This window comes from Pantoea sp. Sc1, from assembly GCF_000255315.1.
Classification (GTDB): domain Bacteria; phylum Pseudomonadota; class Gammaproteobacteria; order Enterobacterales; family Enterobacteriaceae; genus Pantoea; species Pantoea anthophila.
In genome coordinates, this window is the sequence record NZ_AJFP01000001.1 from 599,520 (window position 1) to 616,240 (window position 16,721).

Sequence of the window (16,721 nt, forward strand, 5' to 3'; positions counted from 1 at the left end):
CTACACTGTGGGTAGCAGAGGACCATTATAACAAAAAAATGTTGCAGGCGTTTACTGCGGCGTAAATCGGCGTAAATGTTGTACCGTGGCCAGCCAGGCAGCTACCCAGCCGATGATCGCCGCAATCAGCAGCAGCAGCAGCGCTTCATCCCAGGAGAAGCCTTCCAGCGAGAAGGTGGTGCCGAAGACGGTCGCCACGCTGGCAACCACCGACTGCAGGCGCAGCACCAGCACTTCCGACAGCAGCAGCGACAGCACTGCGCCGCTGAAGCCCAGCAGCGCCCCGCCATAGAGGAAAGGCCGCAGGATGAAGCCATCCGTCGCGCCGATCAGCTTCTGAACATTAATGGTGTCACGCCGGGCGAAGATGCTGAGCCGGACGCTGTTGCCGATCACCAGGAACACCGCCACGATCATCAGTACGCCAATCATCGACGCGATCTGCCCCACCAGCCCGGTCAGCGCGGCCAGTCGTGCAAACCAGCTGTCATCCATCCGGACTTCATCCACGCCCTGCACTTTCGTCACGCGGTCGCGCAGGCTTTGCATGGTGTCGGAGTTCTGGAAATTGAGCTTCGGCGTGATGATCGCGACGGCGGGCAGCGGATTCTGCTCCAGCATATCCATCGCGCCGCCAAAGCCTGACCAGTTACGGAACTCGTTCAGCGCCTCTTCGCGCGTCAGGTAGTTGACGTTATCCACCCCTTCCACCTGCTTGAGCTGCGCCACCACATTCTCGGCCGCGCTGTCATCCAGGGTCTTGGAGAGATAGACGGTTAACTGCGGAGCCGGATACCACTGGGTCGCCGCCTGGCTGACGTTTTTCCACACCATGTAGCAGACGCTGGGCAGCGTCAGGGAGATGGCGATCACCATCACCGTTAGCAGCGTAGCCAGCGGCTGACGCCACATATCAGAGAGGGTGCCGCGCAGCGCATAGCGCCACTGCTCCTGCCAGCCACCCTTGAGCGCTTTACTCTTCGACGGCTGCTTTGCTTTCGGTGCCGCCGGACGTTTAATGCGTTTATTGACCATCGTGGCCTCCGTGCAGGCGTCCCTGATTCAGCGTCATCATCCGGTAGTTGCGTCGGGCGATCAGGCCGCTGTCATGCGTTGCCATCAGGACGGTGACGCCGACGCGGTTGAACTCTTCGAACAGGCGCAGAATATCTTCTGACAGCGCGTCGTCGAGGTTACCGGTCGGTTCATCCGCCAGCAGCACCGACGGTTTGTTCACTACCGCACGGGCGATGCCGACACGCTGCTGTTCACCACCAGAAAGCTGAATCGGATAACTTTTCGCTTTGTCGAGCAGACCCACTTTATCCAGCGCGGCCGACACGCGACGACGGATATCTTCGCCACTGGCACCCGAGATAATCAGCGGGATTGCCACGTTGTCATAGACCGAGCGATCCATCAGCAGGTGGTGGTCCTGGAAGATCATGCCGATCTGACGACGCAGAAACGGCACTTCACTGTTCCGCAGACGGGAAATGTCATGGCCACTGAACCAGATTTTTCCGGCACTCGGGCGCTCAATGCCACAAATCAGCTTCAGCAGGGTACTCTTACCGGCACCGGAGTGGCCGGTGAGAAACGCCATTTCGCCGGGGCGCAGATGGAAATCTACCCCCTGCAGCGCCTGACGTCCGCCGAGATATGCCTTACTGACCTCTTCAAAGCGAATCATCCTAATTAGTCCTCTCGGGCAAACAGTGCCTCAATAAAATCGTCCGCCTTAAACGGTCGTAAATCTTCAATGCCTTCACCGACACCAATGTAGCGAATCGGAATACCGAACTGATCGGCCACCGAGAAGATCACGCCGCCTTTAGCGGTGCCATCCAGTTTGGTGAGCGCAATACCGGTCAGGCCGACCGCTTCGTTAAACAGCCGGGCCTGGCTGACCGCATTCTGTCCGGTGCTGGCGTCCAGCGTCAGCATCACTTCGTGAGGCGCGGACTCATCCAGCTTTTTCATCACGCGGGTGATTTTTTTCAGCTCTTCCATCAGGTGCGATTTGTTCTGCAGACGCCCGGCGGTGTCGGCAATCAGCACATCCACGCCACGCGATTTCGCCGCCTGAATCGCATCGAAGATCACCGAGGCGGAATCTGCGCCGGTGTGCTGGGCAATCACCGGAATGTTGTTGCGCTGGCCCCACACCTGCAGCTGCTCAACCGCTGCCGCACGGAAGGTATCGCCCGCCGCTAACATCACGGATTTGCCTTCGGCCTGATACTGGCGCGCCAGCTTACCGATGGTGGTGGTTTTCCCCACGCCATTGACGCCCACCATCAGGATCACAAACGGTGTTTTGCCTGAAACGTCCAGCGGCGCGTCGACTTTGGCGAGAATCGACGCCATCTCCGCCTTCAGCAGGCCATAGAGCGCTTCCGCGTCGCGCAGCTGCTTGCGGTTTGCCTGCTGGGTCAGATGCGTAATGATGCGGCGCGTGGTATCCACACCCACATCCGCAATCAGCAGCTGCTCTTCCAGCTCATCAAACAGATCGTCATCAATCTTTTTGCCCCGGAACAGGCTGATGAAACCGGAACCGAGGTTCTGACGGGTTTTCACCAGGCTGCGTTTCAGGCGGGCAAAGAAGCCCTCTTTGGCGGGACGCTCCTGCTCCTGGGCGATGAATGGCGCAGCAGCCAGCGGCAGATCGCTGACGGTATCAGAGGCGCTCTCGTCCGCCGGTTCCTCAGCGATCACCTCCGCGTCGGCCAGCGCCAGCGCGGTCAGCTCTTCCTCGCTCAGCGGCGCGTCGGCGTCGCCGGGCAGGATTTCCGTTTCCGCATCGTTCTCTGCCCGTGCGGCAGAATCCTGCTCGCTGAGCGGGGCATCCGCGTCGCTGTGCGGCGTGTCGATAATCTCTGCGTCACCCAGCGCCAGCGCGGTCAGCTCCGCTTCGCTCAGCGGAGCCACGGCGTCATCCGGTGTCGTTTCAACGACGGCGGCATCGCCCAGTGCCAGCGCCGTCAGCTCCTCTTCACTTAACGGTGCGTCTGAGGGGACGGCATCCTCAACCGGCATGACCACGGCGTCGGCGTCAATGACCGGCGCGTCGTCATGTTCAGGTGCAGCAGATTCAGTGATAGCGTCAGATTCGGTAACGACAGATCCAGCGTCATCCAGCGCCGCCGGTGCCGCTTCAGATGGCGCGGCCGCGGTCACGTCCGCCTCATGCTGCTCGCTGGCTACCGTTTCAGTAATGGCAACCGTCTCTTCCGCCTGTGCTTCTGCCTGACTTAAAGCCGGGGCTTCCTGTTCTGGCTGCTGCTGAGCGGGTTCTGCGACCTGTTGTGTCTGCTCTTCCGCTGCAGGTTGTTTCTCTTCCTCTTTGCCAAATCCCAGCCAGGAAAAAAAGCCACGTTTTTTCTCTTTTGCCATTGTGTGACTACACTCCTCGATGGCTTTGTCCCGGTCGCGCAGGGTTTCCAGGGGTAAATCAATGAAAGTTGGTCATCGCCAGACCGGCGTAAACCGCAGAATAATGCATGACTTCAGCAACTCAGTAGTCTAACACTTTCCAGCCAGCTCACCACAGCACCCTTTTTTAACGTTTCTTCTCACCGATTCGCCCGTTAAACTACGCAACAAATTATGACGAGTTGTGAGCAAGATGAATAAAAACCCCCGCAGTACAGGCGGAACCGGGCAGATCCGCATCATTGGCGGCCAGTGGCGCGGACGTAAATTGCCGGTGCCGGACAGTGCCGGACTGCGCCCCACCACCGACCGGGTGCGAGAGACGCTGTTTAACTGGCTGGCCCCGGTGCTGCCCGAGGCGCGCTGCCTCGACTGCTTTGCCGGAAGCGGCGCATTAGGCCTGGAAGCGCTGTCACGCTATGCTGGATCGGCGACCCTGCTGGAGCTGGAACGCCCGGTGGCGCAGCAGCTGACAAAAAATCTGCAGACCCTGCGCGCCAGCAACGGCACCGTCATCCAGACCAATACGCTAAACTGGCTGGCGCAGCCGGGCGAACCCTTCGATGTGGTGTTTATCGACCCGCCGTTTCGTCAGGGATTGCTGGCGCAGACGCTGCAGTTGCTGGAGCAGAATCACTGGCTGGCCGATCAGGCGCTGATTTATGTCGAGAGCGAAGTGGAAAATGGCGCACCGCCGGTGCCGCCAGCGTGGGATCTTTATCGCGAGAAAATAGCCGGACAGGTGGCTTATCGTTTGTATCAACGTCAACAGGAGACGCAGGATGTTACTTAATTTGGGGCGTCTGTTGATGCTTTGCGTGTGGGGATTTTTACTGGCTAACGTGGTGCATCCCTACCCGAAACCGCTGACTTACTTTATCAACGTGGCGCTGTTCTTCATGATCATGATGCACGGTCTGCAGCTGGTATTGCTGCGCGCCACGCAGACTAAAGATGCGCCGCCTATCGATCGCGTCACCCAGATCAAAGTCTTTCTGTTCGGGGTTTTCGAGCTGGTCGCCTGGCAGAAGAAACATTTCCCGCGCAAAAAATAGTGCCGGGCGGGCGTCACGCCCGCCAGTTACTGCACGGGCGTGAAGCTGATAAAGCGCGTGCCCTGCATCTTCAGTTCGCCCCTCGCCCCTTTATCCAGTTGATGGTACTCCGCCTCTTTAATCTGCACCTTAATATCGCTGGCCCCGTTCAGCGGATGAAACAGGGCTTCATACCGCATCTCTTCGCCGGCGATCACTTCCCGCTGCCGTGAACGGCGATTGGGTGCCGGAAATTCCCGTTTGGTTCTGACTTCAGCCTGCAACGCCCGCACCGGAGACGCGTCATTGACCGCGCCTTCGCGGCGTTGCTTGATGAACTGACGCGTGGCCAGCACGGCGATAACCGCCAGGACGATAATAAAAATCAGCGGGGGTTTACTCATGGTGAATCTGTGCCTGAGGAGATGATGAAACAGGGAGCAAAGGATACAACCAGAGTTGCCTGATTGTCACATCTCTGAGGCGTAACCTAAACTGGAAGGGATATTTTGGGATCTTTCATCATTCTGAATAAAAAAGGGAGAAACAATGCTCTGGTCTTTCCTCGCTGTCCTTTTCTCCGGCTGGCTCTATGTCGATGCCACCTATCGCGGCCCGCAGTGGCAACGCTGGTTGTTTAAACCGGTCACCCTGCTGCTGCTGGTGGGTCTGGCCTGGCAGGCACCGGTGCTGCAGACCACGGACTACCTGATTTTGGCGGGGCTGATCGCAACCCTGATCGGTGATGCGTTGACGCTGCTGCCGCGTCAGCAGATGCTCTATGCCGTAGGGGCCTTTTTCCTGTCGCATCTGCTCTATACGCTCTGCTTCGCCGCCAGCATGACCATGACCTTCTTCTGGCCGATCCCGCTGACGCTGCTGATCATCGGTGTCGCCCTGATTGGCGTGCTGTGGAGCCGACTGGAAGATCTGCGCTGGCCCGTCTGCACCTTCATCGGCATGACCCTGGTCATGACCTGGATCGCCACCGAGCAGTACTTCTTCCGTCCGACGGATTACAGCTTCTCCATCATGGTGGGTTCAGCGCTGCTGCTGCTGGCAAACATCATCTGGTTTGTCTCTCACTACCGTCGTCGCTTCACCGCCGACAGCGCCATCGTCGCCGCCTGCTATTTTGCCGGTCACTTTATGATCGTGCGCTCCTTGTGGGTGGTGTGATAAAAGCGGCTTGACTCTGGAGTCCACTCCAGAGTGTAGGATAAGGGATGAGCTGCATGGCTCATCCCGCTCTTCTTACGCTCCGGAGGTCATATGCACCAACATCACGCCTGTGGCTGTGGCAAACCCCGTGCCAGTCACGCTGCAGCAAAACCGCTGTGCCAGGTTCGCCAGGCCCGTCCCCTCTCCCTTTCTGTTCATGCTGCGACACCCGTAACGGCTGATACGGCAGGCTGCTGCTGTGAAAGCAACAGCAGCCCTGGCACGGAGGCCGACGCCGCAGAGGAAAGCGACCGGCGAGACGCCGGTTCCCCCTTTAGCTGGCAGGTCAGCGGGATGGATTGCCCCGGCTGCGCCCGCACCATTGAGACGGCCGTGCGCCAGATAAGCGGCGTCACCGACGCCCGCGTCCTGTTCAGCAGTGAGAAGCTCGTCGTCAGCGCCAGCCAGGATGTCCGGAACGCTGTCGAACAGGCGGTCAGAAAAGCCGGATTTGAGCTGACGGCCTCATCAGCCTCCTCAGTCACTCCCGCCGCCCGTCCGGGCTGGCAGCAAAACCGGATGCTGCTTTTACTGGCGCTGCTGGTGCTGCTCAGCAGCGTTCTCGGCCAGTTCGCGCCCGCCTGGGGCGATCGGCTGTTTGTGCTGACCACGCTCATCGGGCTGGCGCCGGTGGCACGCGGCGCCTGGCAGCGTCTGCGCAGCGGATCGCCGTTTACCATCGAAACATTAATGACGCTGGCGTCGGCGGGCGCGCTGATCATTGGCGCCCACGCCGAAGCGGCGGTGGTGCTGCTGCTGTTTCAGCTGGGTGAACAGCTGGAAGGCTATGCCGCCGCCAGAGCGCGCAGTGGGGTGACCCGCCTGATGGCGTTACGGCCTGAATCTGCGATCCGCCTGCAACAGGGTCAGCGCACGGAAGTTCCCCTCGCGGCGCTGCGCCCCGGCGATCGGATTGAAGTGGCGGCGGGCAGCCGACTGCCGGTCGACGGCCGGTTAATCAGCCCGCTCGCCAGCTTCGATGAGAGCGCGCTGACCGGTGAGTCACTGCCGGTCACGCGAGCCAGCGGCGAAACGATTCCCGCCGGTGCCACCAGCGTGGATCGCCAGGTGGAGCTGGAAGTGGTGTCGGAACCGGGTGAAAGCGCTATTGACCGTATCCTGCAGCTGATTGAAGAGGCGGAGACACACCGTGCCCCGGTCGAGCGCTTTATCGACCAGTTCAGTCGTCTCTACACGCCGCTGGTGATGCTGCTGTCGCTGCTGGTGATGGTGGTGCCGCCCCTGCTCGGCGCAGGCGACTGGCAGCCGTGGATCTACAAAGGCCTGACCCTGCTGCTGATCGGCTGTCCCTGTGCGCTGGTGATCTCCACCCCTGCGGCCATTACCTCCGGGCTGGCGGCGGCGGCACGGCAGGGTGCACTGATCAAAGGCGGCGCGGCGCTGGAGCGGCTGAGTTCGCTGCGCAAAGTCGCGTTTGATAAAACCGGCACCCTGACGCCGGGCAAACCGCAGCTGACACAGATCCTGCGCTTTGGCGCGGCCAGTGAAGCGGAGATGCTGGCGCTGAGCGCCGCAGCCGAACAGGGGGCGACCCATCCGCTGGCCAGCGCCATTGTGGCGGCCGCCCAGGCGCGTCATCTGCCGATGCCGGATGCACGGGATCAGCAGGTTCTGGCCGGGCGCGGTATCCGGGCCCGGGTAGCAGAGCAGCAGATTGAACTGCTGACGCCCGCTCATGCGCCAGGGCTGACCGCACAGCAGCGCAGGCAGATTGCGCAGCAGGAGGAGGAAGGTAACACCCTGGTGGTGCTGATGCGCGACGGTGAGGCGCTGGGTGCGCTGGCATTGCGCGATCGGCTGCGTAGCGATGCAGTGGCGGCCATTCAGGGGCTGAACCGGCTCGGCATTGAGAGCCTGATGCTGACCGGCGATAACCCGCGCGCCGCCGCGACGCTCGCCCGCGAGCTGGGGATCGATTATCGCGCCAGCCTGCTGCCCGCCGATAAAGTGTCCGCTATCCGTGAGCTGAGTCAGCAGCAGCCGCTGGCGATGGTCGGGGATGGCATCAATGATGCACCGGCAATGAAAGCAGCAACGCTGGGCATTGCCATGGGCAGCGGCACCGATGTGGCACTGGAAGCGGCCGATGCGGCGCTGACGCGGAATCAGCTCACGCAACTGGCCCCGATGATTGCGCTGGCGCGCCGGACACGCCGCATTATCCGTCAGAATATCGGCATTGCGCTGGGGCTGAAGGCGATTTTTCTGGTCACGACCCTGCTGGGCCTGACCGGACTCTGGCTGGCGGTGCTGGCGGATTCCGGTGCGACCGCGCTGGTGACGGCCAACGCGCTGCGCCTGCTGCGCCACCGTGACTGAGCGCGCGGCGCCGGCCTGAAGGGCCGGGGATAACAGCGGCCGGTGCGGCTGGGGTTATCCCGCCATCCCTTTGCGGATCAGAAACTGATAGGGCAGCGTCTCCGTCTGCTGCGCCAGCAGACCATGTTCCATAAAGCGGCAAAAGCCGGGAATATCGCGGGTTGTGGCGGGATCGTCGGCGATGATCAGCAAGGTCTCACCCTCCTGCAGGCCACGTACGGTTTTGCGCACCATCATCACCGGCTCCGGGCAACGCAGGCCGCGGGCATCCAGCTGATGGTCGGCAGAGGAAAAAAGATCGCTCATATTCAACTCGCTTCAGGTCAGGGGCGCTCATTCTAGCGCGTGCTGACCGTGACGCAAGGCGATAACGATTGCGCTAAAATTAACCATTGCATAAAAAGCACAACGCGGTAATATGCCGCCGCTTTTTGCTCATAAAACTGCCTGGCACCGCCCGAACGGTGTCCCGCAATGGGTTCCCTCACCCCAACATTAAAAAGGTTGACTATGCTCGCATTTTCTTCGCGTCAGCGCATGTATGCGCTTTTCTGGTTGTCGCTGTTTCACCTGCTGGTGATCACATCGAGCAACTACCTGGTTCAGCTGCCTGTTTCTGTCTTTGGCTTCCACACCACGTGGGGCGCGTTCAGCTTTCCGTTTATCTTCCTGGCGACCGATCTCACCGTGCGTATTTTTGGCGCACCGCTGGCCCGTCGTATTATCCTGGCGGTGATGATCCCGGCGCTGTTTATCTCGTACGGCGTTTCGTCGCTGTTTTATCAGGGAGAGTGGCAGGGCTGGCAGGCACTGAAAGAGATGAACCTGTTCGTGGCTCGCATCGCCTGCGCCAGCTTTATGGCCTACGCGCTGGGCCAGATCCTCGACGTTCACGTCTTCAACCGGCTGCGCCGCCTGCCGCAGTGGTGGGTCGCACCGGGCTGTGCCATGTTCCTGGGGAATATCAGCGATACGCTGGCCTTCTTCTTTATCGCCTTCTATAAAAGTCCCGATGCGTTTATGGCGCAGCACTGGGTGGAGATTGCGCTGGTGGATTACAGCTTCAAGGTGCTGATCTGCATGGTCTTCTTCCTGCCCGCTTACGGTGTGCTGCTTAACGCCGCGCTGAAACGTCTGGCTGAGCGCCAGACTGCCCGCCAGGTAAATTTCGGCTAATCCGCCATACATTTTTCCGCCATTACCCGCTAAGATCTTCTGACAATCATCAGGTTGCGTTTGCAGCCTGATTCCTGTTGTACTGATGCCTGACCGGAAATTTAAAAAGGGATTCTGATGCGTAACCTGGTGAAATATGTAGGAATGGGCTTACTGGTTCTGGGCTTAGCAGCCTGCGATCAGAAGAAAGATGACGCGGCGAATGACAACGGCGTCAGCGCCAGTCAGTCGGCGCAAACCGTGACGCTGATGGATGGCAAACTGAGCTTCTCACTGCCGCCAGGCATGTCAGACAAAAGCGGCAAACTGGGTTCGCAGACGACTAATATGCATGTCTATGCGGATGAAACCGGTGCCCGCGCCATCATCGTGATTGCCGGTGAGCCGACCAGCGAAGCGCTGGATGTGCTGTCGCAGCGTATGGAGCAGCAGCAGCGTAACCGCGACCCGCAGCTGCAGGTGGTGTCGAACAAAGCGGTAACGCTGAAAGATCAGCCTGCTCAGCAGCTGGATACGGTGATCTCTGCCAACAACCAGACCTCATGGTCCTCGGTGGTGCTGGCGAAGGTCGACGGCAAGCTGGTGACGCTGCAGATTACGCTGCCAGGCGATAATCAGCAGCAGGCGCAGAGCGATGCTGACAACATCGTGAAGAGCATCTCGCTGAAATAAGCCGATCGCTGGCCTCTCTGCATTGCAGGGAGGCCAGCATTCTCAGAGCTGTTTATAACCCCGCATTCTCACGAATATATTTTCGCGCTTTGACCGCATATTCAAACGGATTAGCCAGTGCCGGGTCCTGCTCCGCTTCCACGACCATCCAGCCCTGATAGCCATACTCATCCAGAATTTTAAACACCGGCTTAAAGTCGATTACGCCATCACCCGGAACGGTGAAGGTGCCCTTTTTCACCCCCTCCAGGAAGGAGAGGTGATTCTCGCGAACCGCTGCGACCACCTCATCACGTACATCCTTGAGATGAACATGGAAGATGCGCGGCAGATAGTTCTCCAGCACCGCCAGCATCTGCTGCTGTGACCCCTCGGAGTAGTAGATGTGGCCGGTGTCATAGAGCAGTCCGACCCGATCGTCAGTCATGGCCATAAAGCGGTCAATCTCTTCGGTGGTCTGAATGCCGGTGCCCATATGGTGATGCAGCGTGACGCGCATCCCCTTCTCTGCTGCGAGGCGTGCCAGTTCGTTGTAGCCGTCGGCCGTTAACTGCCACTCCTCATCACTGAAAATGGGTTTCTGCTCAAACACCGCCAGCGGGGTGCCCTGAATGCTTTTACTCTGCTCAGAGCAGCCAATCACCCGCGCCCCCATTGCATGGAGAAAGTTCATGTGATTGATGAACTCATCGATGGTTTTTGCTTTATCGCCGTTGGCGAAGAAGGTACTGAACCAGGCGTTGCAGATTTCGATGCCGCGGATATCGAGCATCGGTTTCAGGATCGCCGGATCGCGCGGGTATTTGCTGCCCACTTCGCTGCCGGTAAAGCCTGCCAGCGCCATCTCACTGACGGTCTGCTGAAAGGTGTTTTCATGGCCGAGATCTGGCATGTCATCGTTGGTCCAGCCAATCGGCGCGATCGCCAGTTTTACATTTTCTTTGTTCATCATCTTATTCCCGGACGGAGCGCGGCGAGGCCGCATACAGGGCTGAATCAGCGATAGAAATCAGGACGCGGCGGCATCTCTACCGGCTCAATCGCCCCGCTGTTCTGCGCTTTGATGCAGGCATCGGCGGCTACCGAGGCGGCAAAACCATCCCAGGCCGAAGGACCGGTCAGCTGGCCTGCTCTGATGTCATTAATAAAGGCCTGCAGCTCCACGTCATACGCCTCGATAAAACGATCTTTCCAGTCGACCAGGATCGTGTTCGACAGGCGCGCCTCTTTGCGCAGCTGCACGGAGGAGGGTTCGGGCAGACGCGCAATGCCCTCCTCCCCCACTACTTCACACTGGATGTCGTAGCCGTAGGCGCAGTTCACAAAAATCTCGACGTCGATGCGCACCCCTTTCCGGGTTTCGAACAGAACAATCTGTGGATCTTTCAGCTGCCCGTGCGTCTTCGATGTGACGCGCGGGAAGACCACCTGCACCGTTTTGTAGTCATCATTTGTCAGCCAGCGCAGCACATCCAGCTCATGGATCAGGGTGTTGGTGATCGCCATCGGCGTGGTGTAGTTCTCCGGCACCGTTGGGTTGCGGTGCGCGCAGTGCAGCATCAGCGGCTCACCAATATCGCCATCGGTGATCACTTTTTTCAGCGCGCGGTAGCCTGCATCGTAAGGCCGCATAAAGCCGACCTGCACCAGCCGTTTTCCCGCCTTCATCTCCGCCTCCACCACCCGGCGGCAGCCTTCGGCACTCATCGCCAGCGGCTTCTCGCAGAACACCGGCTTTCCGGCGGCAATCGCCGCCAGGGTGAACTCTTCATGGGTGGGGTCCCATGAGGTGACCAGCACCGCCTCGACATCCGGTGACTGAATCACGTCGTGACCGTTCTGGAAAACCTCCGCTTCAATGTTCAGGCGCTGCAGGGCGGCACGCGCACCCTCGACATTAATGTCAGAGACCGCCACCACCTGTGCCCCCTGCAGCACGTGGCTGCAGCGACGAATATGTTCCTGACCGATTGCACCTGTACCGATGACGCCAAGTTTCAAAGTCATAATTACACCTGTGTAGGGTTCGTACGGAGAAGAGGAAAACGGGCCGCGATATGGCCCTGAAATTAATATTTTCGCGCCTGGCCGAGATGCGTGTTGAGCTTGTCCGCTACCGCCTGGGCGCGTTCGGTCTGCGAAGCCTGCGCTACCCCGACATGCCACCAGCTGAAATATTTGTGGATCATGGTTTTTGGCAGCACTTTGATGTCGATAAGGGTAGAAATCGTCTGGGTGCGGGCATCTTCCAGCGCCGCCCTGAGCTCTTCAAGCGTGGTAACCCGGTAGGTCTTACAGCCATAGCCTGCGGCAATCGCGGCGAAATCAACCGGGATAAAGCCGCCATCGAGCCTGCCCCCTTCCGGGTTGCGGAAGCGGAACTCGGTGGTGAAGCTGTCCATGCCATGTTCCATCTGCAGGTTATTGATGCAGCCGTTGGTCATGTTATCCAGCAGCACCACGTTGATCTTCGCCCCCTCCTGAATGGAGGTAACCAGTTCGGAGTGCAGCATCATGAAGGAGCCATCCCCGACCAGCGCATAGACCTCACGCTGCGGCTGAGCGAGCTTCACGCCCAGCGCGGCATTGACCTCATAGCCCATGCAGGAGTAGCCATATTCGACGTGGTAGGCGTTGTAATCTTTGGTGCGCCAGACGCGCTGCAGGTCACCCGGCAGGCTGCCCGCCGCCGCCACCACCACTGCCTCTTTGGGCAGCTGTTCATTCAGGGTGCCAAGCACGCTGCTCTGCGTCAGCCAGGAGTGGGTCAGCTGGTTAAACTCAGCAAACACCGCGTCGCGGTCGAGATGATCCGCAATCTCCGGCACAAAGTCGCCATCATGCCAGGCCACCTGATAGACGCGCTGCGTCTCTTTCAGCAGCTGGCTCTGCGCCTCTTCAATCTGGCTGCCCCAGTCGTTACTGTAGTGCTGTGATGCCAGCCCGGCGGTGAGCGCCGTCAGCCCCTCACGGGCATCGGCCAGCAGCTGCACGCCATCCAGCTTGTAGCTGTCGAAGTTGCTGACGTTGATGTTCAGGAAGCTGACATCAGGATGGCGGAAAATCCATTTGGAGGCGGTAGTGAAGTCGGTATAGCGGGTGCCGATGCCGATCACCAGATCGGCCTCTTTCGCCAGCAGGTTAGCGGCCAGCGAGCCGGTTTCACCGACGCCGCCGACATTCAGCGGATGGTCAGAAACCAGCGTGCCCTTGCCCGCCTGGGTTTCCGCAAAGGGGATCTGATAGCGCTCGGCAAACTGGCGCAGCGCCTCACCCGCCTCAGAATATTTTACCCCGCCGCCGCAGATAATGAGCGGTTTACGCTTGCGGGAAATCAGGGTCAGCGCATCCGCCAGCTGCGCGGCGACGGGCAGGCGGCGATCGAGCCGGTGCACCCGTTTGTGGAAGAAGTAGTCGGGGTAATCCCAGGCTTCGCCCTGCACATCCTGCGGCAGCGACAGGGTAACCGCACCGGTTTCAGCGGGATCGGTCAGCACCCGCATGGCGTTGATACAGGCGGACATCAGCTGCTCCGGGCGGCTGACGCGGTCCCAGTATTTGCTGACTGCGCGGAACGCATCGTTGGTGCTGATGCTGAGGTCGTAGCTCTGTTCAATCTGTTGCAGCACCGGATCGGGCTGGCGCGTGGCGAAGACGTCGCCGGGCAGCAGCAGCAGAGGAATGCGGTTGGCCGTCGCGGTACCCGCGGCGGTGATCATGTTGGCTGCACCCGGTCCCACTGACGAACTGCAGGCGATAATCTGCCGGCGCAGTGACTGACGGGCAAAGCCCGTAGCGGCATGGGCCATCCCCTGCTCATTACGCCCCTGCCAGACCACCAGATCGCCGCTATCCTGTTCCAGCGCCTGGCCCAGCCCCAGCACGTTGCCATGACCGAAGATGGCGAAGATGCCTTTGACGAATTTCGTCTCAGTGCCATCAACATCAATGAACTGGTTATCCAGAAATTTAACCAGCGCCTGTGCCGTGGTCAGTCTGATTGTGCCCATATGCTTTTCCTTTACATGCTGGCGGACCCCGACTCCCGTAACACCGCGCCAGGCGCTGTCATCGGCGGAAAAGGCGACCGGAATAACTGAAACGTGAGGCGATTATAAACAAATATATTTTTCATAAAACACGCTTACAGAAGAAACATTTCATTTTGCGAGTGAGATCAAATTTAGCCGCTGCGTCAGCCCTGGCGGGCTGTCGCGAGGGTGAAAAGCGGAACGTTTAGCCATGAGCCGGGTACGATAAAAAAATTCATTCCGTTGCCACCGCCTGGCTGAACAGCACGCCAACAGGTGCGTTCGCCTTCACGCCCCCGCTGCAGCGGGCATCATCCTCTCAGCACCCAGGCCGAGAGAGGAGATTCAGGATTTTTACCTGGTTCACAAATTTGCGATGGATATTTCATTTCACATTGAATGTGGAATTTTTATTCCTCATACTGCCCTCATCGCCAGTCAGGCTCTTACAGACCCGAACGCAACGCGCATCTGACGTCGCGCGTTTTGCCCGCCGGCTCTGCCAGTCACAGAAGGAAACCACAGGTATGAATGCACAACAGAAGCCGCTTGATGTGATTTGTATCGGGCGTATTGCCGTTGATTTTTATGGTCAGCAGATTGGAGCACGGCTGGAAGATGTCACCTCCTTTGCGAAGTATCTGGGCGGATCGTCAGGCAACGTCGCCTATGGCACCGCGATTCAGGGGCTGAAATCGGCCATGCTGGCGCGGGTCGGGGATGAGCACAATGGCCGCTTTCTGCGTGAAGAACTGCAGCGCGTCGGCTGTAACACGGATGCGCTGATTACCGATCCGCGGCGCCTGACCGCGCTGGTGATCCTCGGCATCAAAGATGAAGAGACTTTTCCGCTGATTTTCTACCGCGATAACTGCGCCGATATGGGCCTGGTGCCGGATGACGTGGATGAGGCTTTCATTACCTCAGCCCGCGCCGTGGCGGTGACCGGCACCCACCTCTCCCATCCGCAGACCCGTGAAGCGGTGCTGAAAGCGCTGCAGATTGCCCGCCAGAACGGCCTTCGCACCGCGCTGGATATCGATTACCGCCCGGTATTGTGGGGGCTGACCTCGCCGGGTGACGGTGAAACGCGTTTCATTGAATCCTCCCAGGTGACGCAGCAGTTGCAGGAAGTGGTGCACTATTTCGATCTGATCGTGGGCACCGAAGAGGAGTTTCACATCGCCGGTGGCAGCACGGAGACCCTGACCGCGCTGAAAAATGTGCGTCAGGCGAGTCAGGCGACGCTGGTCTGCAAACGCGGTCCGCTGGGTTGCGTGGTGTTTGAGGGAGCGATCCCGGATAGCTGGGAAGAGACCCGCCTGCACACCGGCGTGCGCGTCGACGTACTCAACGTGCTGGGTGCAGGTGACGCCTTTATGTCGGGACTGCTGCGCGGCTGGCTGAATGATGAAGGCTGGGAGCAGGCGTGCCGTTACGCCAATGCCTGTGGGGCGCTGGTAGTCTCACGTCACGGTTGTGCACCCGCCATGCCGACCAAAGCCGAACTGGATGATTTCCTGAGCCGCGACGATGCGGTGAAGCGTCCCGATCTCGACAGCCGTCTGAATCATCTGCACCGGGTCACCACCCGCAAACAGCAGTGGCCGGAGCTGAATGTTTTCGCCTTTGACCACCGCAAACAGCTGGCGGAGATGGCACAGGAGGCGGGCGTGGAGGCCAGCCGGATCCCACCGCTGAAGCTGCTGTTGCTGAAAGCTGCTCAGCAGGCTGCCGAAGAGGCGGGGTTAGAGAATAAAAGCGGGATTCTGGCGGATACCACCTACGGGCAGAAAGCGCTGAATGCGATTACCGGTAAGCAGTGGTGGATTGGCCGTCCGATTGAGCAGCCCGGCTCGCGTCCGCTGCGTCTGGAGCATGGCAATATCGGTTCGCAGCTGATCGACTGGCCCGCTGAGCATGTGGTGAAGTGTCTGGTGTTTTACCATCCTCACGACAGCGCAGAACTGCGCAAAGAGCAGGATGATCTGATACTCGATGTCTGGCAGGGCTGTAACAAAAGCGGCCATGAGCTGCTGCTGGAAGTGATCCTGCCTGAGAGCAATCCGGACAGGAATGAAGCCTATTACGTGGACATTCTGCGCCATTTTTACACTCTGGGCATCCAGCCTGACTGGTGGAAACTGCCGCCGCTGTCCGCAGCGTGCTGGGAGGCGATCGGCACGCTGATTGAGCAGCAGGACCCTTACTGTCGCGGCATTCTGCTACTGGGTCTGGATGCGCCCGAAGAGACGCTGAAAGCGGGTTTTGCCGCGGCGGCCAGCGCGCCCTGGGTAAAAGGCTTTGCGGTGGGCCGGACTATTTTTGGTCAGCCTTCACGCGAGTGGCTGCAGGGGGAACTGGACGATCAGGCGCTGATTGCGCGCGTCAAAGGTAACTATCTGCGGCTGATTGAATACTGGCGCGCGGCGCGCGCCTGATGCTGTTCTGCTAAAAGCCGCTTTGAGAAAGTGCAGGCGCCGGGAACATGGTCAGATCGGAAAGACGCGACACCCGCCATCCATGGCATGCTCGGCCCGCGTCATCCCTGACGCGGGACGCTTTCCTCTTCTGACCGTGTTCCCTGCTCATCTGGCTGATGCGTTGTTGCCAGAGAGATCCTGACCGCATTTCTCACCCGCCACAGATATTTAACGCCGGTTTTCACCCGCTTATCGCCTGTGAAGAGGCGCGTTCCGGGCTCTCAAGCCAATCTGTGAACCATTTCATAAAGCCATGAAATAAACCGCGCGATTGACGCAAACAAATGAAATTTTCCATCCATCTGATACTATAGCGCTCATTATAC

At 59.4% G+C, this 16,721-nt stretch carries 15 protein-coding genes; 7 read left to right on the plus strand and 8 right to left on the minus strand.

Annotated features, from left to right (window positions below; all coding sequences use genetic code 11):
* Positions 1 to 51: 51 nt before the first annotated feature.
* The 3 genes from ftsX to ftsY are packed head-to-tail and all read right to left on the minus strand — an operon-like array spanning position 52 to position 3,399.
* The gene (gene ftsX / locus S7A_RS02920) at positions 52 to 1,035 is read right to left on the minus strand and encodes a permease-like cell division protein FtsX (RefSeq protein WP_009087796.1); all 984 of its coding nucleotides are present in this window, start codon (positions 1,033 to 1,035) and stop codon (positions 52 to 54) included.
* Positions 1,025 to 1,693 (minus strand): cell division ATP-binding protein FtsE, encoded by a 669-nt coding sequence (ftsE, locus tag S7A_RS02925; RefSeq protein ID WP_009087798.1) that lies wholly within the window; start codon positions 1,691 to 1,693, stop codon positions 1,025 to 1,027. Before ftsE ends, ftsX begins: the two co-directional genes overlap by 11 nt.
* 5 nt (positions 1,694 to 1,698) lie before the next feature.
* Positions 1,699 to 3,399, minus strand: coding sequence for a signal recognition particle-docking protein FtsY (gene ftsY, locus S7A_RS02930; protein WP_009087799.1), 1,701 nt, complete (start codon positions 3,397 to 3,399; stop codon positions 1,699 to 1,701).
* A gap of 232 nt (positions 3,400 to 3,631) precedes the next feature.
* On the opposite strand from ftsY, the gene rsmD reads away from it, so the two are divergent.
* Complete coding sequence (gene rsmD / locus S7A_RS02935) at positions 3,632 to 4,231, plus strand: 16S rRNA (guanine(966)-N(2))-methyltransferase (RefSeq protein ID WP_009087801.1); 600 nt, start codon at positions 3,632 to 3,634, stop codon at positions 4,229 to 4,231.
* On the plus strand, positions 4,221 to 4,493 hold the full coding sequence (locus S7A_RS02940; RefSeq protein WP_009087803.1) for a DUF1145 family protein: 273 nt from the start codon (positions 4,221 to 4,223) through the stop codon (positions 4,491 to 4,493). The genes rsmD and S7A_RS02940 overlap by 11 nt, the downstream gene beginning before the upstream one ends.
* A gap of 26 nt (positions 4,494 to 4,519) precedes the next feature.
* Here S7A_RS02940 and S7A_RS02945 read toward each other — a convergent pair whose 3' ends face one another.
* The gene (locus tag S7A_RS02945; protein ID WP_009087805.1) at positions 4,520 to 4,876 is read right to left on the minus strand and encodes a DUF2500 domain-containing protein; all 357 of its coding nucleotides are present in this window, start codon (positions 4,874 to 4,876) and stop codon (positions 4,520 to 4,522) included.
* 145 nt (positions 4,877 to 5,021) lie between these two features.
* On the opposite strand from S7A_RS02945, the gene S7A_RS02950 reads away from it, so the two are divergent.
* Both S7A_RS02950 and S7A_RS02955 read left to right on the plus strand, forming a co-directional pair.
* Positions 5,022 to 5,651: a lysoplasmalogenase gene (locus S7A_RS02950; protein ID WP_009087807.1), complete on the plus strand. Its 630-nt coding sequence runs from the start codon at positions 5,022 to 5,024 to the stop codon at positions 5,649 to 5,651.
* Between the two features lie 93 nt (positions 5,652 to 5,744).
* Positions 5,745 to 8,033, plus strand: coding sequence for a zinc/cadmium/mercury/lead-transporting ATPase (locus tag S7A_RS02955; protein ID WP_033736085.1), 2,289 nt, complete (start codon positions 5,745 to 5,747; stop codon positions 8,031 to 8,033).
* 54 nt (positions 8,034 to 8,087) lie between these two features.
* Here S7A_RS02955 and tusA read toward each other — a convergent pair whose 3' ends face one another.
* Positions 8,088 to 8,339: a sulfurtransferase TusA gene (gene tusA / locus S7A_RS02960; RefSeq protein WP_009087811.1), complete on the minus strand. Its 252-nt coding sequence runs from the start codon at positions 8,337 to 8,339 to the stop codon at positions 8,088 to 8,090.
* Between the two features lie 204 nt (positions 8,340 to 8,543).
* Between tusA and S7A_RS02965 the strand changes: the two genes are divergently transcribed.
* The gene (locus S7A_RS02965; RefSeq protein WP_009087813.1) at positions 8,544 to 9,209 is read left to right on the plus strand and encodes a 7-cyano-7-deazaguanine/7-aminomethyl-7-deazaguanine transporter; all 666 of its coding nucleotides are present in this window, start codon (positions 8,544 to 8,546) and stop codon (positions 9,207 to 9,209) included.
* Between the two features lie 117 nt (positions 9,210 to 9,326).
* Positions 9,327 to 9,881, plus strand: a complete 555-nt coding sequence (locus S7A_RS02970) for a DcrB family lipoprotein (RefSeq protein ID WP_009087815.1) — start codon at positions 9,327 to 9,329, stop codon at positions 9,879 to 9,881.
* Between the two features lie 52 nt (positions 9,882 to 9,933).
* Here the strand turns inward: S7A_RS02970 and iolE are convergent, their stop codons facing one another.
* The 3 genes from iolE to iolD form a co-directional block, all read right to left on the minus strand.
* A complete protein-coding gene (gene iolE, locus S7A_RS02975; protein WP_009087817.1) occupies positions 9,934 to 10,830 on the minus strand; it encodes a myo-inosose-2 dehydratase in 897 nt (298 codons plus the stop codon).
* A gap of 47 nt (positions 10,831 to 10,877) precedes the next feature.
* The gene (locus S7A_RS02980; protein ID WP_009087818.1) at positions 10,878 to 11,888 is read right to left on the minus strand and encodes a Gfo/Idh/MocA family protein; all 1,011 of its coding nucleotides are present in this window, start codon (positions 11,886 to 11,888) and stop codon (positions 10,878 to 10,880) included.
* Between the two features lie 62 nt (positions 11,889 to 11,950).
* On the minus strand, positions 11,951 to 13,891 hold the full coding sequence (gene iolD / locus S7A_RS02985; protein ID WP_009087820.1) for a 3D-(3,5/4)-trihydroxycyclohexane-1,2-dione acylhydrolase (decyclizing): 1,941 nt from the start codon (positions 13,889 to 13,891) through the stop codon (positions 11,951 to 11,953).
* Positions 13,892 to 14,439: 548 nt separating this feature from the next.
* On the opposite strand from iolD, the gene iolC reads away from it, so the two are divergent.
* Complete coding sequence (iolC, locus tag S7A_RS02990; RefSeq protein WP_009087822.1) at positions 14,440 to 16,353, plus strand: 5-dehydro-2-deoxygluconokinase; 1,914 nt, start codon at positions 14,440 to 14,442, stop codon at positions 16,351 to 16,353.
* The last annotated feature ends 368 nt before the right edge of the window (positions 16,354 to 16,721 follow it).

What these genes read in the sequence shown, in the direction of transcription:
- ftsY (WP_009087799.1), bottom strand. Translation starts at nt 3,399, where the DNA reads ATGGCAAAAGAGAAAAAACGTGGCTTTTTTTCCTGGCTGGGATTTGGC.
- iolE (WP_009087817.1), bottom strand. Translation starts at nt 10,830, where the DNA reads ATGAACAAAGAAAATGTAAAACTGGCGATCGCGCCGATTGGCTGGACC.
- ftsX (WP_009087796.1), bottom strand. Translation starts at nt 1,035, where the DNA reads ATGGTCAATAAACGCATTAAACGTCCGGCGGCACCGAAAGCAAAGCAG.
- S7A_RS02970 (WP_009087815.1), top strand. Translation starts at nt 9,327, where the DNA reads ATGCGTAACCTGGTGAAATATGTAGGAATGGGCTTACTGGTTCTGGGC.
- S7A_RS02945 (WP_009087805.1), bottom strand. Translation starts at nt 4,876, where the DNA reads ATGAGTAAACCCCCGCTGATTTTTATTATCGTCCTGGCGGTTATCGCC.
- S7A_RS02980 (WP_009087818.1), bottom strand. Translation starts at nt 11,888, where the DNA reads ATGACTTTGAAACTTGGCGTCATCGGTACAGGTGCAATCGGTCAGGAA.
- S7A_RS02965 (WP_009087813.1), top strand. Translation starts at nt 8,544, where the DNA reads ATGCTCGCATTTTCTTCGCGTCAGCGCATGTATGCGCTTTTCTGGTTG.
- S7A_RS02950 (WP_009087807.1), top strand. Translation starts at nt 5,022, where the DNA reads ATGCTCTGGTCTTTCCTCGCTGTCCTTTTCTCCGGCTGGCTCTATGTC.
- iolD (WP_009087820.1), bottom strand. Translation starts at nt 13,891, where the DNA reads ATGGGCACAATCAGACTGACCACGGCACAGGCGCTGGTTAAATTTCTG.
- S7A_RS02955 (WP_033736085.1), top strand. Translation starts at nt 5,745, where the DNA reads ATGCACCAACATCACGCCTGTGGCTGTGGCAAACCCCGTGCCAGTCAC.
- S7A_RS02940 (WP_009087803.1), top strand. Translation starts at nt 4,221, where the DNA reads ATGTTACTTAATTTGGGGCGTCTGTTGATGCTTTGCGTGTGGGGATTT.
- iolC (WP_009087822.1), top strand. Translation starts at nt 14,440, where the DNA reads ATGAATGCACAACAGAAGCCGCTTGATGTGATTTGTATCGGGCGTATT.
- rsmD (WP_009087801.1), top strand. Translation starts at nt 3,632, where the DNA reads ATGAATAAAAACCCCCGCAGTACAGGCGGAACCGGGCAGATCCGCATC.
- ftsE (WP_009087798.1), bottom strand. Translation starts at nt 1,693, where the DNA reads ATGATTCGCTTTGAAGAGGTCAGTAAGGCATATCTCGGCGGACGTCAG.
- tusA (WP_009087811.1), bottom strand. Translation starts at nt 8,339, where the DNA reads ATGAGCGATCTTTTTTCCTCTGCCGACCATCAGCTGGATGCCCGCGGC.